The organism is Acidovorax sp. (assembly GCF_022763525.1).
Lineage (GTDB): Bacteria > Pseudomonadota > Gammaproteobacteria > Burkholderiales > Burkholderiaceae_C > Acidovorax.
Genome location: NZ_JALEGG010000288.1, coordinates 1 through 17,720, shown reverse-complemented (window position 1 = coordinate 17,720; position 17,720 = coordinate 1). Strand labels below are relative to the sequence as shown.

The window sequence follows — 17,720 nt, the reverse complement described above, 5'->3', positions numbered from 1 at the left end:
CACAACAACACATTCCTGAAAGAACATTGCCATGACCGCCCACAGCGAACCCCTCACCGCCAACGAAGCCAACACCGCCCGCCGCCGCGGCCTCACCCTCATTGCCGCCGCCGTCGCGCTGGTGGCCATCGGCTGGGGCGGCTGGCACTGGGCCAATGGCCGCCATGTGGAGACCACCGACAACGCCTACGTGGCGGGCAACGTGGTACAGATCACGCCGCAGATCGGCGGCACCGTGGTGTCTATCGGCGCAGACGACACCGACTACGTGAAGGCGGGGCAACTACTGGTCAAGCTCGACCCCGCCGACGCCCGCGTGGCGCTGGAGCAGGCCGAGGCCCAGCTCGCCCAGACCGTGCGCGAAGTGCGCACGCTGTACGCCAACAACGCCACGCTGAAGGCGCAGGTCAGCCTGCGCAGCGCTGACCTGGCCCGCGCCCAGGCCGATGCCGCCCGCGCGCAGGACGACGTGAGCCGCCGCGCCCCACTGATGGCCAGTGGCGCCGTGGGCAAGGAAGAGTTCCAGCACGCCACCGCCCAGCTGGCAGCAGCCAAGAGCACCGTGGCCGCCGCCCAGTCGGCCGTGCTGGCCGCGCAAGAGCAGCTGGCCGCAAGCCAGACGCAGACCGAAGGCACGTCCATCGAACAGCACCCCAACGTTGCGCGTGCCTCGGCCCGCGTGCGCGAGGCCTACCTGGCCGTGCAGCGCGCCCAGCTGGTCGCCCCGCTGGATGGCCATGTGGCCAAGCGGGGCGTGCAGGTGGGCCAGCGTGTGCAGGCGGGCGCCCCGCTGATGACGCTGGTGCCGCTGAATGACCTGTGGGTGGACGCGAACTTCAAGGAAAGCCAGCTCAAGACCCTGCGCATTGGCCAGCCTGCCGAGCTGGAGGCCGACGTGTACGGCACCAAGGTGGTCTACCACGGCACCGTGACGGGCCTGGGCGCTGGCACCGGCGCCGCCTTTGCGCTGCTGCCCGCGCAGAACGCCACCGGCAACTGGATCAAGGTGGTCCAGCGCGTGCCCGTGCGCATTGCCCTAGACCCCAAGGAAGTGGCCGAGCACCCGCTGCGCGTGGGCCTGTCGATGGAAGTCAAGGTGGACACTGCCGATCAGAGCGGCAAGACGCTGGCCGACACCCAGCGCACCACGCCCGTGGCCGCCACCGCTGTTTTCGACGAGCAGTTCAAGGCCGCCGACGACGAGGTGGCCCACATCATCGCCGCCAACCTGGGCCGCAGCGGCAAGGCCGCCGTGGCCGTGGCATCGCCCAAGGTGGGCAAGGCGCCAGCGCAAAGCCAGCAGCAACACGCTTCGGCCCCGGTGGCCTCGGCAGTACAGTCACCTGTGGTGCAGTAAACGGGGTGGATAGCGCATGACCGCCGCCAACCCCACTGCAGACCAGGCGCTCGCCAGTTCGGCGCCTGCTGCAACGCCAACCCCTGCCCCGCCCGGGCCTCCTGCCGCCTACCCACCGCTGCAAGGCACCGCCCTGCTGCTGGGCACGCTGTCGCTGTCGCTGGCCACGTTCATGAACGTGCTGGATTCGTCCATCGCCAACGTCTCCATCCCCGCCATTGCCGGTGACCTGGGCGTGAGCCCCGGCCAGGGCACCTGGGTCATTACTAGCTTTGGTGTGGCCAATGCCATCTCGGTGCCACTCACTGGCTGGCTTACGCAGCGCTTTGGCGCAGTGCGGCTGTTCACCATGAGCGTGCTGCTGTTCGTGCTCACGTCCTGGCTGTGCGGCTTTGCCGGGTCGCTGGAGGCACTGGTGTTCTTCCGCGTGCTGCAAGGACTGGTGGCGGGGCCGATGATCCCGCTGAGCCAGACCCTGCTGCTCGCCAGCTACCCCAAGGCGCTGGCGGGCACCGCCCTGGCGTTGTGGGGCGTGACCACGCTCGTCGCACCCGTGGTGGGGCCGCTGCTGGGCGGCTGGATCACCGACAACATCTCCTGGCCTTGGATCTTCTACATCAACGTGCCCGTGGGCCTGCTGGCCGGGCTGCTCACCTGGGGCATCTACCGCCAGCGCGAGACCCCCATCCGCAAGCTGCCCATCGACACCGTGGGCCTCAGCCTGCTGGTGCTGTGGGTGGGCGCGCTGCAGCTGATGCTCGACAAGGGCAAGGAGCTGGACTGGTTTGCCTCGGGCGAGATCATCACCATGGCCGTGGTCGCCGTGGTGGCGTTTGCCGTCTTTCTGGTGTGGGAGCTGACCGAAAAGCACCCGGTGGTGGACCTGAAACTCTTCAAGGGCCGCAACTTCACTTTTGGCGCACTGGCGCTGTCGGTGGCCTACGCCCTCTTCTTCGGCAACGTGGTGCTGCTGCCGCTGTGGTTGCAGCAGTGGATGGGCTACACCGCCACCTCGGCCGGCATGGCGCTGGCACCAGTGGGCGTGTTCGCCATCCTGCTCACGCCGCTGGTGGGCAAGAAGGTCGGCCAGTGGGATCCGCGCCGCATGGCCACGGGCGCGTTCATCGTGTTCAGCACGGTGCTGTGGATGCGTTCGCAGTTCACGGTGCAGACGGATTTCATCCACATCCTGATCCCCACCCTGCTGCAGGGCGCGGCCATGGCGTTCTTCTTCATCCCGCTGACGACGCTGACGCTGGCCGGTGTGTCGCCAGACCGCATCCCGGCGGCGGCGGGTCTGTCCAACTTCGTGCGGATCACCGCCGGGGCCATGGGCACATCCATCGCCACCACGCTGTGGGAGAGCCGCGCCGCCATGCACCACGCGCACCTGACCGAAGGGCTCGTGCAGGGCCAGGGCGTGTTTGCGCAGACGCTGGACAACCTCACTGCATCGGGCCTCACGCAGATGCAGGCGCTGGCGCAGATCAACCGGCTCATCGACCAGCAGGCGTTCACGCGCGCGGCCAATGACATCTTTCTGGGCTCGGCGGGTTTGTTCCTGCTGCTGATCGCGCTGATCTGGCTGACCAAGCGGCCCGCGCGCGCGGCAGGCGGCGGGGCGGCCGATGCAGCGGGCGCGCACTGAGCGGGCACGGCGGGCACCTTCCTCATCCGGCGCATCAAGTCGCTTTTAGCGAGGGCGAGTCATTCGCGTTGCGGCGCCTTCGCCGCAGCCGGCTTCCACACTCCCACACCGGCTGTCGGAATTACCTGACCCGATCGCGGGCTTGGCACCTGCCGAGGCAGGAATGGCGGTTCCCAACAATGCAGCCATCACAACACCAACCCAAGGAACTGCCATGTCGCTCTCCATGATTTTGCTGATTGTCCTGATCCTGATCCTCATCGGCGTGCTGCCCACCTGGGGCCATAGCCGCTCCTGGGGCTACGGGCCCAGCGGCGGTGTCGGGCTGGTGGTGGTGATCCTGCTGATCCTGCTGCTCATGGGCCGGATATAACGCCGCAGACCTGACAACTGCGCACGACGCAGCCTGTTAGCCCCAAAGCAAAACGGCCCCGTCACGGGCCGTTTTGCTTTGGGGCCGGGCCAGCTCGCTAAGCCACCCCTGATCGCCTGGCACCTGCCAAAGCGAATGCCGTGGAAAACGCCGCAAACTCCTGATCGGCGACCTTGCCATCAGCCACCCCGCTTCGATCCATCAGTTCCATCACCGTCTGCGAAAAGTCGCTTCCCGCCTCGGTTCCCCTGGTTTTGGCCAAGCCCTGCAGAAACTCCTGCTGGGTGATGGCACCGTCCTGGTTGGTGTCAAAGCCCGCCGTGAGCTGCGCCTTCTGCGCATCGTCGGCGCCAAAGCGGGTGAGCAATTCTTTGAACTCTTCCGTGGTCACCACCCGCTGCACGGCAGGCTGCGCCACCGAAGCCCGCGCCGTCTGAGCCGCCGCGCCCACAGCTTTGTCGAACTGCCCCTGGGACACCAGAATGCCCTTGCTCGCAAACCCGGCCAGAGCCTCGGCCTGGGGGCTCAGGCTGAGCACGGCCGAAGGCTGCGCCTGCGAGTCGGCATCGCTGCGCCGCGAAGCAGCTTGCTTGGCAGATCCGCCGGAGGTGGCATTGAAAATCAACGAGGCGACCGAAGCGAGGCCAGAGATGAGCGGGGACATGGCGGTGAACTCCTGTGTGGCGAACACGCGGTGTCTGTGCAGTACACACTGCATGTCCTGCCACCGCTTCGCCCGGTGAGCAGAGGCTACGCTCGCTCCTGCCTCGGCAATGGCCGGATGAGCATGGCCAATCCACGCCTTTTCACACCGCTGCGCAAGTGAATGTGCAGCAGCTGCCCATGGCATTCAGGTGTAGCTCGGCCCGAAGGCCACGAACTCCCCCGCCAACTGCCCGGCCGCCTGGCCCTGGTAGTACAGCGATGCGCCCTGCGCAATACGCCCCAGCCCCTTGCGCTGCAGCATGCGGGTAAACGGTTGCCATATTGCCGCTGCGGGGGCTTGCGCCACAGCGGTGAAAGTGCCGTCGATGGGCGCCTGGTAATCCATCGTGTTGCGCTGGATTACCAGGCGGCTGCCCAGGCCTTCGGCAGACAGCCGCAGGTACAGCATGGACCACGCTGCCAGGATGGCAACGGCCGAGGCGCTGCCACCGAACACGGTTTCGCGGTGGTTGATGTTGGGCGCCAGCGGCGCGCTCAGCACCACCTGGTGTTGCGAGGCCTCCACCACGGAGACTTCCATGGCCTGGGACAGGGGAATGTGCTGGTGCAGGTACGACTGGAGTTCGAGTGCGTTCACGGGGCGATGGCGGGAGCAGGCGTGGAGGAAAGCAGACGTATGAACAGCCGGGAAGGGTCAGGGAAACTGCGCCCCGCCCGCCACCACGACGCCGCCCGACGGCTCGGGCAAGGTATCGATCAACGTGGCCCCGCCCAGCGCGGTAACGCGCACCTGCACCGGTCCGGTCTCAATGGCGCTGGGATGGACGAAATAGTTGTAGTCAGCCCGCGCCACGGGAATCCAGTCCGCGCTGCCGCTGGGCTTGATCTCCAGGCCCGTGACCGGCAGGCGGTGGTTGCGCACCTGGATCGCCACCCACCAGCGGCTGCTGCCTTCCTTGTAGCGATAGCTCACCGGCCCGCTCACATCGCCCGGCACCACGTGCCAGCTGATGGGTACGCGGCCGGCCACAGGGTCGGCGATGCGCGCAAAAGCCTCGGCGCTCAAGTCCAGGTCGCCCTTCTTGCATTCGGGGCACTGGTCGGTGATGCGCACAGTGACCGAGCCCTTGGGGCCGGTGACGGCGACATACTCGCCACAAACGGCGCTGCCCGCGTAGTCCGGGCCGTTCATCGCCGCCACCATCAGGTTGCCGGGGCTGGCGTCAAAACTGCAGTTGCCTTGGCCCGTGGCACCATAAAAAGTACCTTCGCCGGTATAGGTGGGCGACAGGGCCCCTGGTACGGCGGGTCCTGGCGCTGGCGCCGGCCCGGGTGCGGGTGCGGGGCCCGGTGCTGGCGCGGGGGCTGGCGCCGGGGTGGGCGAAGGCGCTGCCGCATCGTCCGATCCCCCGCCGCCACAGGCCGCCAGGGAGGCGAGCAAAACCAGGGCTGCAAGGCGCGCGTGGCGCGTGGGGTTTCCGGAGAAGTTCGTCATGGGGGATACCGGTGAGAAGAATGATGGGATCGCGAGGAACGCCGCGTCGGCGGCAGGCATGGTACCCACCCCGGGCGCTGTGCAGGCTGCCTCAGCTGCCGGCCTTGCAAGCAAACGCAACATCGCGGCGGCCTGGAACGCAAAGGCTGAGGCTCCCAGAGAACGGTGCGTGCCGCTGAAAAATTAGGATAAAAAAGGCACCTGCGCTCGCCTGACAAGCGGTCTTTGCTATTCATTTAATAGTAGTCCGCACATCACCCTCCTTCGGCTGGCGGCAGCAACAGCCCTTGCTGCGCCGCCACCGCCTCGCGCAGAAAAGCCCAGGTGGCCTGCATGCGGGCCACGTGCTTGTTGTCCACGGGCATCGACATCCAGAACGTGCGCTGAAACCGCGCCACCCCGGGCAGCACCTGGACGAGCGAGGGGTCCTGCGCCGCCACGAACGCGGGCAGCACCGCCAGCCCCGCCCCAGCACGCGCGGCTTCGTACTGCGCCAGGATGCTGGTGCTGCGCAAAGCGAAGTGCGCGGGGCGGTGCAATTCATCCAGGATCTGCAGCTCCTTGCTGAACAGCAGGTCGTCCACGTAGCTGATGAAGGTGTGGCCGCGCAGGTCGTCGGCGCTGCGGATGGGGGCATGGCGCGCCAGGTAGTCGCGGCCGCCATACAGCTGCAGCACGTAGTCGGTGAGCTTGACCACCAGCACCGCGCCGCGGGCCGGGCGCTCCAGAGAGATGACGATGTCGGCCTCGCGCCGCGACAGGTGCACCAGGCGCGGTAGCGCGAGCAGGTCCACCACCAGGCCGGGGTGGTCCAGCGCGAACCGGGCCAGCTGCGGGGCGAGGATCAGGTTGCCAAAACCCTCGGTGGTGCCGATGCGCACCAGCCCATGCAGCCCCTGGCGCACGCCGGGGGCGGCGTTCTCGACGGCCAGGAAGGCGGCTTCCATCGCCTCGACCTGGGGCAGCAGCGCGCGCCCGGCTTCCGTCAGACGGTGGCCACCGGCCTCGCGCGCAAACAATGCGGAGCCCACCTGCTTTTCCAGCGCCTGCAGCCGCCGGGCCACGGTGGTGTGATCCACCGCCAGGCGGCGCGCTGCCCCCACCAGCGTGCCGGCCCGGGCCAGTTCCAGAAAGTACCGCAGGTTGTCCCAGTCCATTCGAAATCCTTTTCGCTCGCCAGGCGTTGCTGTGCATTTTTGCAAACCCATTGCGCAGCATTGTCTATTGTGCAGACAATTCTGCACAGCTAGGATGGCGAAGTTCTGGGCACCTTGCCCACAATTTCTCCAGGAGACAAACGCATGAATGCCCCCACCTCGCAGGCCGTGCTGGCCCCCACCGTCAAGTTGCTGATCGGCGGCCAGTTCGTCGAGTCCAAGACCACCGAGTGGCGCAATGTCGTCAACCCCGCCACCCAGCAGGTGCTGGCGCGCGTTCCGTTTGCCACGGCCGACGAGATCAATGCCGCCGTGGCCTCGGCCAAGGAGGCGTTCAAGACCTGGAAGAAGACCCCCATCGGCACGCGGGCCCGCATCTTCCTCAAATACCAGCAGCTCATCCGCGAAAACATGGCCGAGCTGGCCGCCATCCTGACGGCGGAGCAAGGCAAGACCCTGCCGGATGCCGAAGGCGACGTTTTCCGCGGCCTGGAAGTGGTGGAGCACGCCGCCAGCATCGGCAACCTGCAGCTGGGCGAGCTGGCCAACAACGTGGCCGGCGGCGTGGACACCTATACCCTGCTGCAGCCGCTGGGCGTGTGCGCCGGCATCACGCCCTTTAACTTCCCGGCCATGATCCCGCTGTGGATGTTCCCCATGGCCATCGCCACGGGCAACACCTTCGTGCTCAAGCCCAGCGAGCAAGACCCCATGGTGACCATGCGCCTGTGCGAACTGGCACTGGAGGCCGGCATTCCGCCCGGCGTGCTCAACGTGGTGCACGGCGGCGAAATGGCCGTCAACGCGATCTGCGACCACGAGGACATCAAGGCGATCAGCTTCGTGGGCTCCACCAAGGTGGGCACGCATGTCTACAACCGCGCCAGCCTGGCCGGCAAGCGCGTGCAGTGCATGATGGGCGCCAAGAACCACGCCATCGTGATGCCCGATGCGAACAAGGAGCAAACCCTGAACGCCCTGGCCGGTGCCGCCTTTGGCGCCGCGGGCCAGCGCTGCATGGCGCTGTCGGTGGTGGTGCTGGTGGGTGAGGCGCAGAAGTGGATCCCCGAGTTGGTCGAAAAGGCCAAGACCCTGAAGGTGAGCGCTGGTACCGAAAAAGGCACCGACGTGGGGCCGCTGGTGTCCTGCGCGGCCAAGGACCGCGTGGTGGGCCTGATCGAGCGCGGCCTGCACGACGGCGCCACGCTGGAGCTGGACGGCCGCAACCCCAGCGTGCCCGGCTTTGAAAAGGGCAACTTCGTGGGCCCGACGATCTTCAGCGGCGTGGTGCCCGGCATGAGCATCTACGACCAGGAGGTCTTCGGCCCCGTGCTGTGCCTCTCGGCCGCGGCAGACATTGACGAAGCCATCGAGTTCATCAACGACAACCCCAACGGCAACGGCACCGCCATCTTCACGCAGTCGGGTGCCGCGGCCCGCAAGTTCCAGGAAGAGATCGACGTGGGCCAGGTGGGCATCAACGTGCCGATCCCCGTGCCGGTGCCGCTGTTCTCGTTCTCGGGCTCGCGCGCTTCCAAGCTGGGCGACCTGGGCCCGTACGGCAAGCAGGTCGTGCTGTTCTACACGCAGACCAAGACGGTGACGGCGCGCTGGTTTGATGACAGCACCATCTCGCACGGTGTCAATACGACGATTAGCTTGAAGTAACCCCCTGAGCGGCTTCGCCGCTTCCCCCTTTCTCTGCATCGCTTTGCGATGCGGAAGGGGGACGCAGCCAGCGCGGCGGGGCGGCCCTTGCGCGGCTACCTCGCCTTTGTCCGCGCCGGTTTCAACCGCTGTGCGCGGTGGTAAAAGCGGGGCATGCAAACTTATCTGACAACGATGCGAGGATGGGCCATGGTCTTCGGTGCTGCGTGCGTGATGCTGGTCGGGGCCGAGGCCCACGCCCAGGCCGGCGCCGCATGCAAATCCAGCGGCACCGTCGAAGAAACCAACGCCTGCGCCGTGCAAGCCTTCCAGGCTGCAGACACCGAGATCGCCATCCTCTACGGCGACGTGATGCGCGCCCTTTCGGCCCACGAGCGCCCCCAGCTGCGCCAGGAGCACACGGCCTGGCAGCGCGAGCGCACCACCCGCTGCAAGCAGGCCCAGCGCGCCAACGAATCCGAGCCCACATGGCCGCGCACGTACCACGAGTGCCTGACGGCCGAGACGCAGGCGCGCCGCAGGGGGCTGATGCGCTGGCTGACGCTGGACCACCCGTCGGCCAAGCCATGAATAGGATGGATAGGCGCCAACCGATATGAGAAGGTCAATGGATTGAAGAGACCCATCCACGTGGAAAGCGCAACACCAACAACAAGCGACCTCGAGACACACCATGGACTTTGAACTCACCGAAGAGCAACGCGCCTTTGCCCAGACCGCGCGCGACTTCGCCCAGGCCGAGCTGGCACCCCACGCCGCGCATTGGGACGAAGAAGGCATCTTCCCCCGCGAGGCCATCGCCAAGGCAGGCGAACTGGGCTTTTGTGGCCTGTACGCCCCCGAAGCCGCAGGCGGCCTCGCCCTCCCCCGCCTCGACGCCACCCTGGTCTTTGAAGAGATGGCAGCCGTGGACCCCAGCACCACCGCCTTCATCACCATCCACAACATGGCCACCTGGATGCTGGGCACTTGGGCCACGCCCGCCGTGCGCGATCACTGGGGCCCGCTGCTCACCACGGGCGAAAAGCTCGCCAGCTACTGCCTGACCGAACCCGGCGCGGGCTCCGACGCCGCCTCGCTCAAGACCCGCGCCGAGTTGGTGGGCCACGAATACGTTATCAATGGCAGCAAGGCCTTCATCAGCGGCGCGGGCAGCACCGATGTGCTGGTGCTCATGGCCCGCACCGGCGATGCACAGTCCGGCGCCAGCGGCATCAGCGCCTTTGCCGTGCCCGCCGATGCGCCCGGCATCAGCTACGGCAAAAAGGAACAGAAGATGGGCTGGAACAGCCAGCCCACGCGCACCATCAGCTTCGACAACGTGCGCATCCCTGCCGACCACCTGCTGGGCCGCGAGGGCGAAGGCTTCAAGATCGCCATGAAGGGCCTGGACGGCGGCCGCATCAACATCGCCACCTGTTCGGTGGGCGCGGCGCAAGGGGCGCTCAACGCCGCTCAGCAGTACATGCAGGACCGTAAACAGTTCGGCAAACCCATCGCCAGCTTCCAGGCGCTGCAGTTCAAGCTGGCCGATATGGCGACAGAACTGGTCGCCGCGCGGCAGATGGTGCGCCTGGCCGCCAGCAAGCTCGACGCCGGTGCGCGCGACGCATCCACCTACTGCGCAATGGCCAAGCGCTTTGCCACCGATGCAGGCTTTACGGTGGTCAACGAAGCCCTGCAGCTGCACGGCGGCTATGGCTACATCCGCGAATACCCGCTGGAGCGCCTGCTGCGCGACGCGCGCGTGCACCAGATCCTGGAAGGCACGAACGAGATCATGCGGGTCATCATTGCCCGGCGCATGCTGGACGGGGATGCGACGGAGGTGATTCGGTAGCTATATTTTTAATAGCTGCTCGCGCTTGTCCAGCAATCGCTAGCGGCCGTTTTTATTCAGAACCATGCCAGCACGCCCCCTCAGCGACGAAACCCTGCACCTGATCGATGCCGTGCGCAGCGCGCTCGCGCACCGCAGCGATGTGGAGGAGCGACCGCTGTTCGGCACGCATGCGTTCTTCGTGGACGGCAAGATGTGCCTTGCCGTCAAGGGCGAGGAACTGCTGGTGCGCCTGCCACCCGAGCGCCACGGCGAGCTGCAGGAGATGCAGAACACGCGCGAGCTTTCGCCCGGCGGCGGCATGCAGGGCTACTTCTGGGTGGAGCCCAATGGCTATTCCACCCGGGTGCAGTGGAACCACTGGGTGGATGAAGCTTTGGCCTACAACCCGCTGGCCAAGGCGTCACCGCGCAAGAAAAACAAGACAAGCGCCACCAGCACTCCGGCTGCAACCAAAAAGTCGTCTGCCCGCAGCAGCGTCGCCAAGCCGAAGAAAACAGCGACGACGACGGCAACAACAAGCACAGCACCCGCCGGAGCGAAGAAACACAGCATCTTCGAAGCCGACGACTGACCTGCCCGCCCACCCCGCCCGCAACCCCCACCCGGAGCCACAACACCATGCCCCTTCGCATCGTCCGCCTCGGCACCCCACGCGCCGCCGGGGAAGGCACCCGCATCGGCACCGTGCGCCGCCCGCCGCGCGGCGTGCCCAAGGCCGAGTTCGCCAGCCGCGACTACTACGACGTGTGGTACCCCCTGCTCTCGCCCAGCGCCGACTTGATGACGCAGGGCCAGCAGGCCCAGACGGACAAGGAGTGGGAGGCATTCGTGAAGCAATTCCGCAAGGAACTCGCCCAGCCCGAAGCCAGCCGCACGCTCGACCTGCTCGCCGCGCTGTCGCACCACAGCGCCCTATCGGTGGGCTGCTACTGCGAGGACGAGGCGCGCTGCCACCGCTCGGTGCTGCGGGCCGAGCTGCTGGCGCGCGGGGCCGAGGTGGTCGGCTGAGCCACCGAAAAATTCAATGATTTTGGCCGCCAGCGCTTGACGGGCAAGCGCTGGAAGCTATCAAAACCATATCAACTTCCATTGCAAATCAAGGAGACATCACCATGAAAATCGCATTCATCGGCCTCGGCAACATGGGCGGCCCCATGGCCCTGAACCTGCACAAGGCGGGCCACGACGTCGGCGCGTTCGACCTCTCCAAACCCGCCTGCGACAAGCTCGCCGCCGACGGCGTGCGCATTGCCACCGACGCGGGCAACTGCGTGGTGGGCGCCGAAGTCGTCATCAGCATGCTGCCCGCCAGCCAGCATGTGGAGGCGCTGTACCTGGGCAACGACAAGCAGCCCGGCCTGCTGCCCCAATTGGCCGCCGGCACGCTGGTGATCGACTGCTCTACCATCGCCGCCGCCACCTCCCGCAAGGTGGCCGAGGCCGCCAAGGCCAAGGGCGTGGCCTTTATCGACGCGCCCGTCTCGGGCGGCACCGGCGGCGCCATTGCAGGCACCCTCACCTTCATGGTGGGCGGCGACACCGCCGACCTGGAACGCGCCCGCCCCGTGCTCGAAAAGATGGGCGCCAACATCTTCCACGCAGGCAGCGTGGGCGCAGGCCAGACGGCCAAGATCTGCAACAACATGCTGCTGGGCATCCTGATGGCAGGCACCAGCGAAGCCATTGCCCTGGGCGTAGCCAACGGCCTGGACCCCAAGGTGCTGAGCGAAATCATGCGCCGCAGCTCGGGCGGCAACTGGGCGCTGGAGAAGTACAACCCCTACCCCGGCGTGATGGAAACCGCGCCTGCGAGCAAGGGCTACGCGGGTGGCTTTGGCACGGACCTGATGCTCAAGGACCTGGGCCTGGCGCAGGAGAACGCGATGGCGGTGAAGGCTGCCACTCCGCTGGGTGGGATGGCCCGCAACCTGTATGCGGCGCATAGCTTGGCGGGGCATGGGGCGCTGGATTTTTCCAGCATTATTAAGATGGTTCAAAAGGGGTAATCGCTCTTCCGTCAAAGAAAAACGCCAGCGTCTGCTGGCGTTTTTTATTGGGCTTACCGGAGTGGAACAGACTCCTCAAAACCCGGCGAGATTCACTTCCCATCGCGCTTCGGTTCCAGAGTGGAAGGGTTAGCCATCAGTTCTCGGGCTTGTAGTCAATGATGATCAAAACACCCTTTGCTGTGTCGAAGGATGGTCATGGAATAGACGAAAACGGCAGCGATGGCTGAGCCAAAGAACATTCCAACGTTCGGAATGTCTTTGAGGTACTTGGACTGTGAGACTGTTAGCAAAACGATTGCCACGCCTATAAGAGCAACTTGCTCTTTGACAGACAGAAGGAACTGTTCTCTTGTTTGTTGAAACGCATCCCCGTGACCATGCTTCTCTATGAGTTCACGGATCTTAGTGAGAACGATCCCCATAGTCGCCGAGTTGACGGCCAAAAGGGCGATCAAGATATTGATGAGATTTGCGCGCAAGAACTCGTTGAAGTACTGGCTCGCAAGCCAGTCCTGGGCCAGCTGGCACATGAAGCCCGCACCGAGCGAGAGCAGCGATGTCTTCGCGATCTGGGCGATCACTTGAGTAGCTCCCGAAGAATTGAGGCGACGTTTTCTGGCGTTCCTTGAAGAACTGCTTCGTCGATAGAGACCTCTCGAACAGTGCGCGAGGTGTGAATCTTCTTCTTTATTCCTGCAAGCCGGATAGCTATGTCACCGCCGCCTTCACTGCTGTAGTCCACGAGCGCATTTACTACAGGATCGTTGCGCTCAATCTTTAGCGCTGAAGCTCCGTCGGATGTGATGGCGACGTGGCTCTTTACAGCGTTTGTTCGCTTTGCGAACTGTCGCAAATTCTCTGGCAACACGGCAGAGATGTTCGCCATATTTGGCGTGACCAACTCGAAGTCGATCTCCTGAATCTTGCCCATATTCTTGTCAATCAGGTCCCAGAACACTTTCTTTTCGAAGAGAGGTTCCCAAATGGCCGTCAGCTGGTTCTTTGAAAGGATCGGTTCGATTGAATCGAATACGAGCTTCACGACCGACTCTGTATCCTTGAACGCGTTGATTCTGTGCTGGACTGCGATCAGTTGTTTGTCCGGCGCATTCCAGATGACCAGAAGGATCTTCGGCCAGTTGTCTATGACCTCAGTTTGAAAGTCTCGGGTCTCATGTTGAAGCGAACGATTAGCCGCGATTCGGTAGAGAAGAAACTCGTCAGATTCCGCCAGTTTCTGTGTCGCTGTTTGCGTTCGACTTCCGTCAAAGGCACTGGGTGCGGCAAGCGCATTCGAGAAGATTCTGTTCTTTTGAGCGAGCAAATCGTCAATCGTCGATGCGCCGTAGAGATCGCCTTGAAAGTGCCGATCAACGGGGAGCAACTGATAGCGGTACAGATGAAACCGGGCGATTGGACGACGCATGCGATGGCTTTCTGAGGGCTAACGTGATGTATACCGCAAACCTTGCGCAATAAACTGGACCGTGCGGATATTCTGGACATTGAGTCCTCTTGGATGCGGCTCCGGGCCTATTTTTTGCAGCCATAGATTTGTTCAAAAATCCAGGGATAAAAATTCCGCTAAACCCGGCAACTTTAACCCGGCAGACTATGGCCTGCCAAAGTGCGTAACCGGCGCATCGGCGCTTCCCCGCGCCACCCCCCGCACTTGAGTATGATTCGCATCCCCTCATGCTGCGCCGCACCATCCCCGCCCTGCCTTTCCACATCGTGCTTCTGCTGGTGGCGTTGTTCAACGCGCTGGCGGGCGCGCCCTTGCATGAGGCGCGGCACATTCAGGAGCTGATGCGCAGCGCCACAGCCTCGGCAACCGCAGGCGATGTGGATGCGTTGGCAAACAACGCCACAGCCAGCGACGATCACGGCGAAGAGACACACACCACCTGCGCCTGGTGCCTGACCCACGCGCTGGAGGCGGGGCTGGCGCATGCACCGGCCCGCCAACCGCAAGTCCCCGCAGAACCCAGCGCCATCGCGCCGCACAGCGCAGACCCCTTCACGGCCCAGCAGGTGCGCTGGCCGTTTGCGGCACGCGATCCTCCGCCAGCCCAGCGGGCCTGACACGCGTCGGGCCCCAGCCAGCCTGCGCTCTATAGCGCATCCCCTTCTCGTTTTCGCCCTTGCATTCACCCCCGTGGGGTGGGTGCGGGCACGCGACCTTGTGTGCCCGCCGCTACCCAGGCGGGTGTGGGCCGCGTTGCTCCTGGCTTTTGCATTCACCGCTTTTGGACTGGTTTGCCATGCGCTCCTCCTCTTCTGTTTCTTCTTCACGCCCTGCGCCCCTGCCGCGCCCCACATTGACGGCCATGGCGGCGGCGGCCCTGCTGGCCTCCCTCCACCCCGCCTGGGCTGCAGACGGCGATGTGGTCACCCCGCCCACCTTGTCTGCCGTGGACGTGGTGGGCCGCAGTGCCTCGGGCACCTACTATGCCGACGAGGCCGAGGGTGCCAAAACCAGCCTGCCGCTGCGCGAGCTGCCGCAATCCGTGCGGGTCATGTCGCGCCAGACGCTGGACGACCTGGGCGCCACGCGGCTCGATGAGGTGCTGGACTATGTGGGCGGGGTCTCGCGCCAGAACAACTTTGGCGGGCTGTGGGACAACATCGCCATCCGGGGCCTGCCGGGCAACGAGAACACGGGCATGGCGACGCTGCTTAACGGGTTTTCGTCTAACCGGGGCTTCAATGCGCCACGCGACTTGGCGGGGGTGGAGCGGGTGGAGTTCCTCAAGGGCCCGGCCGCCGCGCTGTATGGCAGCAGCGAGCCCGGCGGCACGCTCAACATCGTGAGCAAGAAGCCGCTGTGGAAGGCCGCGCATTCGGTGGAGGCCTACGCGGGCAGCTACGGCCTGGGCCGTGCGGCGCTGGACACCACCGGCCCCATCAACGACCGGCTGGCCTACCGCCTGAATGTGGCGGTGGAAGACAAGGGCAGCTTTCGCGACCATGTGCGCGCGCAGCGGCAGGTGGTGGCCCCGGCCTTCACCTGGAAGCTCTCGCCCGACACGGTGCTGGAGTACACGGCTGAATTGTTGCGCCACGCCACGCCGCTGGACCGGGGCGTGGTGGCGGTCAACAACCGCCTGGGCGCGGTGCCTGCCAGCCGCTTTTTGGGCGAGCCTGCCGATGGCGATGTGACCGTGACCAACCAGACGCACCAACTGGTGCTGTCGCACGAGTGGAACCCCGACTGGCGCAGCCGCGTGGGGCTGTCGTACCGCGAGACGGGGATGGAAGGCTTTGCAACCGAAGCCACCGCGCTGCAGGCCAATGGCCGCACGCTGACGCGCCAGCGGCGGTATCGCGATTTCCAGTCGGACGATGTGGCCGTGCAGGCCGAGCTGCAGGGCAACCTGCGCACGGGCGGGCTGGAGCATGAGCTGCTGGTGGGGGTGGAGAGCTACCGGTTCAGTATGGATTCGGTGATGCTGCGCGTGAACCCCAGCACTGCCGCGCCGTATGCCATCGACATCTTCAACCCCGTGTACGGCCAGGCCCAGCCCACGCCGGGGCGCAACACCGATACGCTGGAGAAGCAGCGCAACACCGCGCTGTATGTGCAAGACACCCTCAAGCTGGGCGAGCAGTGGCGGGTGATGGCCGGGCTGCGGGCCGACCACTATGACCAGAGCCTGCAAAACCGCATCACCAACCGCACCACGGCGCAAAGCCCATCGGCCGTGTCGCCGCGCCTGGGTGTGAGCTGGCTGCCCACGCCGGGGTGGACGGTGTTTGCCAATGCGGGCAGTTCATTCCGCCCCAACACGGGCAGCAATGTGGCGGGCAACGGCTTTGACCCGGAAAAATCCCGTGCGCTGGAGCTGGGCGCCAAGTGGGAAAGCGCCGACCAGCGCCTGGGCGCCACGGCGGCATTGTTCGACATCACCAAACGCAATGTGCTGACCAGCGACCCGCTGAACGCAGGCTTCTCGGTGGCCGCAGGCGAAGTGCGCAGCCGGGGGCTGGAGCTGGACCTGGCGGGCCGCCTGAGCACCCATTGGCGCGTGAATTCCAGCCTGGTGATCAACGACGTGGAGGTGACGCGCGACAACACGCTGGAGGTGGGCGGCCGCCTGCTGAACGTGCCGCGCGTGAACGGCAGCGTGCTGGCGGTGTACGAAAACCAGTTGGCCAACGGCCAGCGCTACGGCGTTGGCGGTGGCGTGACGCACATGGGCAAACGCCTGGGCCAGGCCCGCACGCAGGCCGAGGCCAATGCAGGCACCGCCGCGTTTGAGCTGCCCAGCTACACCACGGCCAAGCTGATGGCGTATTGGCGGCTGAGCCCCACGCTGAACCTGTCGCTGGACGTGGACAACCTGTTTGACAAGGTGCACTACACCAGCTCCTACAGCCGCGTGTGGGTGGCGCCGGGGGCGGCGCGGACGGTCACGGTCGGGCTGCAAGCGAAGTTCTGAGTGGTGCCGGTGACCTGCATGAAAACACTCTCCTCCGCCCTCAAACCCCTAACGCGGCGCCGCGCCTTGCAGGCCCCCGTGGCCGCGCTGGCGGCGGGCGCCCTGCCCGCTGCCTCGGCGCAGGGCGCACCACCCTCCTCCGCACCCGCACCGCTGCAGATCGTCGGCCCGTGGGAGATCAGCGGCCTGGCGCCCGCCAGCAGCGGCCATGTGTTCACGCGCCTGCAGGTCACCGAGACCCTGCTGGGCGCCAGCGACAATGGTCTGCCGCAACCTGCTCTGGCACAGAGCTGGCGCGTGTCGGCCGATGGGCTGGTGTGGCACTTTGCGCTGCGGCCCGGGGCGCGTTTTCACGATGGCACACCTGTGACGGCCGCCGCCGTGGTGCGCAGCCTGCAAGCCGCGCAGGTGGCGCCCGCGCTGCTGAGCCAGGCGCCCATTGAGTCCATCACCGCGCCCGACGAAGGCACGGTGCTCATCCGCCTGCAACGACCCCACACTGCCCTGCCCGCGCTGCTGGCGCATTCCAGCACCATGGTGCTGGCCCCTGCCAGCTATGGGGCCGACGGCAAGGTGCGCAGCATCATTGGCAGCGGCCCCTATCGCGTTGCGGTGCTGGTGCCGCCGCAGCAGGTCGAAACGGTGGTGTTTGACGCCTATGACGGCCCGCGCCCCGCCATTGCCGCCGTGCGCTACCTGGCCGCCAGCCGAGCCGAAACCCGCGCGCTGATGGCCGAGAGCGGCCAGGCCGATCTGGCCTATGGGCTGGACCCAGCCAGCCTGCGGCGGCTGCAGCGCCATGCGCAGAACCCGGCCGCAGCACGGCGCGCGCAAGTTCGCATCGAATCGGTCACGCTGCCGCGCACGGTGATCGTCAAGCTCAACGCGGGCCTACCCACGCTGCGCGACGTGCGCGTACGCCAGGCGCTGAGCCTGGCCATCGACCGCAGAGGCATCGCCCACGCCCTGATGGGCGACGAAACGCTGGCCGCCACCCAGCTGCTGCCGCCCACACTGGGCGCGTGGCACAACCCCCATCTGAGTCCGCTGCGGCACGACCCC

18 protein-coding genes are annotated in these 17,720 nt (G+C 65.8%); 12 read left to right on the top strand and 6 right to left on the bottom strand.

Annotation, left to right across the window (positions count from 1 at the left end; genetic code table 11):
• Positions 1-31: 31 nt before the first annotated feature.
• The 3 genes from MRY84_RS21915 (at position 32) to MRY84_RS21905 (ending at position 3,378) form a co-directional block, all read left to right on the top strand.
• Complete coding sequence (locus MRY84_RS21915) at positions 32-1,357, top strand: HlyD family efflux transporter periplasmic adaptor subunit (protein WP_291507792.1); 1,326 nt, start codon at positions 32-34, stop codon at positions 1,355-1,357.
• A 16-nt stretch (positions 1,358-1,373) separates the two neighbouring features.
• Entirely contained in the window at positions 1,374-3,005 is a 1,632-nt protein-coding gene (locus MRY84_RS21910; RefSeq protein ID WP_291507791.1) for a DHA2 family efflux MFS transporter permease subunit, read from the top strand.
• 214 nt (positions 3,006-3,219) lie between these two features.
• Positions 3,220-3,378, top strand: a complete 159-nt coding sequence (locus MRY84_RS21905) for a DUF3309 family protein (RefSeq protein ID WP_142145881.1) — start codon at positions 3,220-3,222, stop codon at positions 3,376-3,378.
• Positions 3,379-3,475: 97 nt separating this feature from the next.
• Here the strand turns inward: MRY84_RS21905 and MRY84_RS21900 are convergent, their stop codons facing one another.
• The 4 genes from MRY84_RS21900 to MRY84_RS21885 form a co-directional block, all read right to left on the bottom strand.
• The gene (locus tag MRY84_RS21900; protein ID WP_291507790.1) at positions 3,476-4,042 is read right to left on the bottom strand and encodes a hypothetical protein; all 567 of its coding nucleotides are present in this window, start codon (positions 4,040-4,042) and stop codon (positions 3,476-3,478) included.
• 186 nt (positions 4,043-4,228) lie between these two features.
• Entirely contained in the window at positions 4,229-4,681 is a 453-nt protein-coding gene (locus MRY84_RS21895) for a YiiD C-terminal domain-containing protein (RefSeq protein WP_291507789.1), read from the bottom strand.
• Positions 4,682-4,738: 57 nt separating this feature from the next.
• Positions 4,739-5,539: an expansin EXLX1 family cellulose-binding protein gene (locus MRY84_RS21890; RefSeq protein WP_291507788.1), complete on the bottom strand. Its 801-nt coding sequence runs from the start codon at positions 5,537-5,539 to the stop codon at positions 4,739-4,741.
• Positions 5,540-5,793: 254 nt separating this feature from the next.
• The gene (locus MRY84_RS21885; protein ID WP_291507787.1) at positions 5,794-6,696 is read right to left on the bottom strand and encodes a LysR family transcriptional regulator; all 903 of its coding nucleotides are present in this window, start codon (positions 6,694-6,696) and stop codon (positions 5,794-5,796) included.
• Between the two features lie 144 nt (positions 6,697-6,840).
• On the opposite strand from MRY84_RS21885, the gene MRY84_RS21880 reads away from it, so the two are divergent.
• From MRY84_RS21880 to mmsB, 6 genes are all read left to right on the top strand, one after another.
• A complete protein-coding gene (locus MRY84_RS21880; protein WP_291507786.1) occupies positions 6,841-8,364 on the top strand; it encodes a CoA-acylating methylmalonate-semialdehyde dehydrogenase in 1,524 nt (507 codons plus the stop codon).
• 174 nt (positions 8,365-8,538) lie between these two features.
• A complete protein-coding gene (locus MRY84_RS21875) occupies positions 8,539-8,934 on the top strand; it encodes a lysozyme inhibitor LprI family protein (RefSeq protein ID WP_291507785.1) in 396 nt (131 codons plus the stop codon).
• Positions 8,935-9,037: 103 nt separating this feature from the next.
• Positions 9,038-10,204 carry an acyl-CoA dehydrogenase family protein gene (locus MRY84_RS21870; RefSeq protein WP_291507784.1) on the top strand — a complete coding sequence of 389 codons (1,167 nt, stop codon included), beginning with the start codon at positions 9,038-9,040 and terminating at the stop codon, positions 10,202-10,204.
• A 64-nt stretch (positions 10,205-10,268) separates the two neighbouring features.
• Positions 10,269-10,778 (top strand): TfoX/Sxy family protein, encoded by a 510-nt coding sequence (locus tag MRY84_RS21865; protein WP_291507783.1) that lies wholly within the window; start codon positions 10,269-10,271, stop codon positions 10,776-10,778.
• A 47-nt stretch (positions 10,779-10,825) separates the two neighbouring features.
• Positions 10,826-11,215, top strand: coding sequence for a DUF488 family protein (locus MRY84_RS21860; protein ID WP_291507782.1), 390 nt, complete (start codon positions 10,826-10,828; stop codon positions 11,213-11,215).
• A gap of 104 nt (positions 11,216-11,319) precedes the next feature.
• Positions 11,320-12,213, top strand: coding sequence for a 3-hydroxyisobutyrate dehydrogenase (gene mmsB, locus MRY84_RS21855; RefSeq protein WP_291507781.1), 894 nt, complete (start codon positions 11,320-11,322; stop codon positions 12,211-12,213).
• Positions 12,214-12,368: 155 nt separating this feature from the next.
• On the opposite strand, the gene MRY84_RS21850 is transcribed toward mmsB, so the two are convergent.
• Together MRY84_RS21850 and MRY84_RS21845 are read right to left on the bottom strand one after the other, a co-directional pair.
• Positions 12,369-12,797 carry a hypothetical protein gene (locus MRY84_RS21850; protein WP_291507780.1) on the bottom strand — a complete coding sequence of 143 codons (429 nt, stop codon included), beginning with the start codon at positions 12,795-12,797 and terminating at the stop codon, positions 12,369-12,371.
• A complete protein-coding gene (locus MRY84_RS21845) occupies positions 12,794-13,642 on the bottom strand; it encodes a hypothetical protein (RefSeq protein WP_056062454.1) in 849 nt (282 codons plus the stop codon). The genes MRY84_RS21850 and MRY84_RS21845 overlap by 4 nt, the downstream gene beginning before the upstream one ends.
• Positions 13,643-13,911: 269 nt before the next feature.
• Between MRY84_RS21845 and MRY84_RS21840 the strand changes: the two genes are divergently transcribed.
• From MRY84_RS21840 to MRY84_RS21830, 3 genes are all read left to right on the top strand, one after another.
• Positions 13,912-14,301: a DUF2946 family protein gene (locus MRY84_RS21840; RefSeq protein WP_291507779.1), complete on the top strand. Its 390-nt coding sequence runs from the start codon at positions 13,912-13,914 to the stop codon at positions 14,299-14,301.
• A gap of 179 nt (positions 14,302-14,480) precedes the next feature.
• Positions 14,481-16,658, top strand: coding sequence for a TonB-dependent receptor (locus MRY84_RS21835; protein ID WP_291507778.1), 2,178 nt, complete (start codon positions 14,481-14,483; stop codon positions 16,656-16,658).
• 18 nt (positions 16,659-16,676) lie between these two features.
• Positions 16,677-17,720, top strand: a 1,044-nt coding sequence (locus MRY84_RS21830) for an ABC transporter substrate-binding protein (protein ID WP_291507777.1), incomplete at its 3' end; no start/stop codon positions are given.

Excerpts from the sequence above, each read along its gene's own strand:
- MRY84_RS21915 (WP_291507792.1), top strand. The coding sequence starts at position 32 with ATGACCGCCCACAGCGAACCCCTCACCGCCAACGAAGCCAACACCGCC.
- MRY84_RS21910 (WP_291507791.1), top strand. The coding sequence starts at position 1,374 with ATGACCGCCGCCAACCCCACTGCAGACCAGGCGCTCGCCAGTTCGGCG.
- MRY84_RS21905 (WP_142145881.1), top strand. The coding sequence starts at position 3,220 with ATGTCGCTCTCCATGATTTTGCTGATTGTCCTGATCCTGATCCTCATC.
- MRY84_RS21900 (WP_291507790.1), bottom strand. The coding sequence starts at position 4,042 with ATGTCCCCGCTCATCTCTGGCCTCGCTTCGGTCGCCTCGTTGATTTTC.
- MRY84_RS21890 (WP_291507788.1), bottom strand. The coding sequence starts at position 5,539 with ATGACGAACTTCTCCGGAAACCCCACGCGCCACGCGCGCCTTGCAGCC.
- MRY84_RS21885 (WP_291507787.1), bottom strand. The coding sequence starts at position 6,696 with ATGGACTGGGACAACCTGCGGTACTTTCTGGAACTGGCCCGGGCCGGC.
- MRY84_RS21880 (WP_291507786.1), top strand. The coding sequence starts at position 6,841 with ATGAATGCCCCCACCTCGCAGGCCGTGCTGGCCCCCACCGTCAAGTTG.
- MRY84_RS21875 (WP_291507785.1), top strand. The coding sequence starts at position 8,539 with ATGCGAGGATGGGCCATGGTCTTCGGTGCTGCGTGCGTGATGCTGGTC.
- MRY84_RS21870 (WP_291507784.1), top strand. The coding sequence starts at position 9,038 with ATGGACTTTGAACTCACCGAAGAGCAACGCGCCTTTGCCCAGACCGCG.
- MRY84_RS21865 (WP_291507783.1), top strand. The coding sequence starts at position 10,269 with ATGCCAGCACGCCCCCTCAGCGACGAAACCCTGCACCTGATCGATGCC.
- MRY84_RS21860 (WP_291507782.1), top strand. The coding sequence starts at position 10,826 with ATGCCCCTTCGCATCGTCCGCCTCGGCACCCCACGCGCCGCCGGGGAA.
- mmsB (WP_291507781.1), top strand. The coding sequence starts at position 11,320 with ATGAAAATCGCATTCATCGGCCTCGGCAACATGGGCGGCCCCATGGCC.
- MRY84_RS21845 (WP_056062454.1), bottom strand. The coding sequence starts at position 13,642 with ATGCGTCGTCCAATCGCCCGGTTTCATCTGTACCGCTATCAGTTGCTC.
- MRY84_RS21840 (WP_291507779.1), top strand. The coding sequence starts at position 13,912 with ATGCTGCGCCGCACCATCCCCGCCCTGCCTTTCCACATCGTGCTTCTG.
- MRY84_RS21835 (WP_291507778.1), top strand. The coding sequence starts at position 14,481 with ATGCGCTCCTCCTCTTCTGTTTCTTCTTCACGCCCTGCGCCCCTGCCG.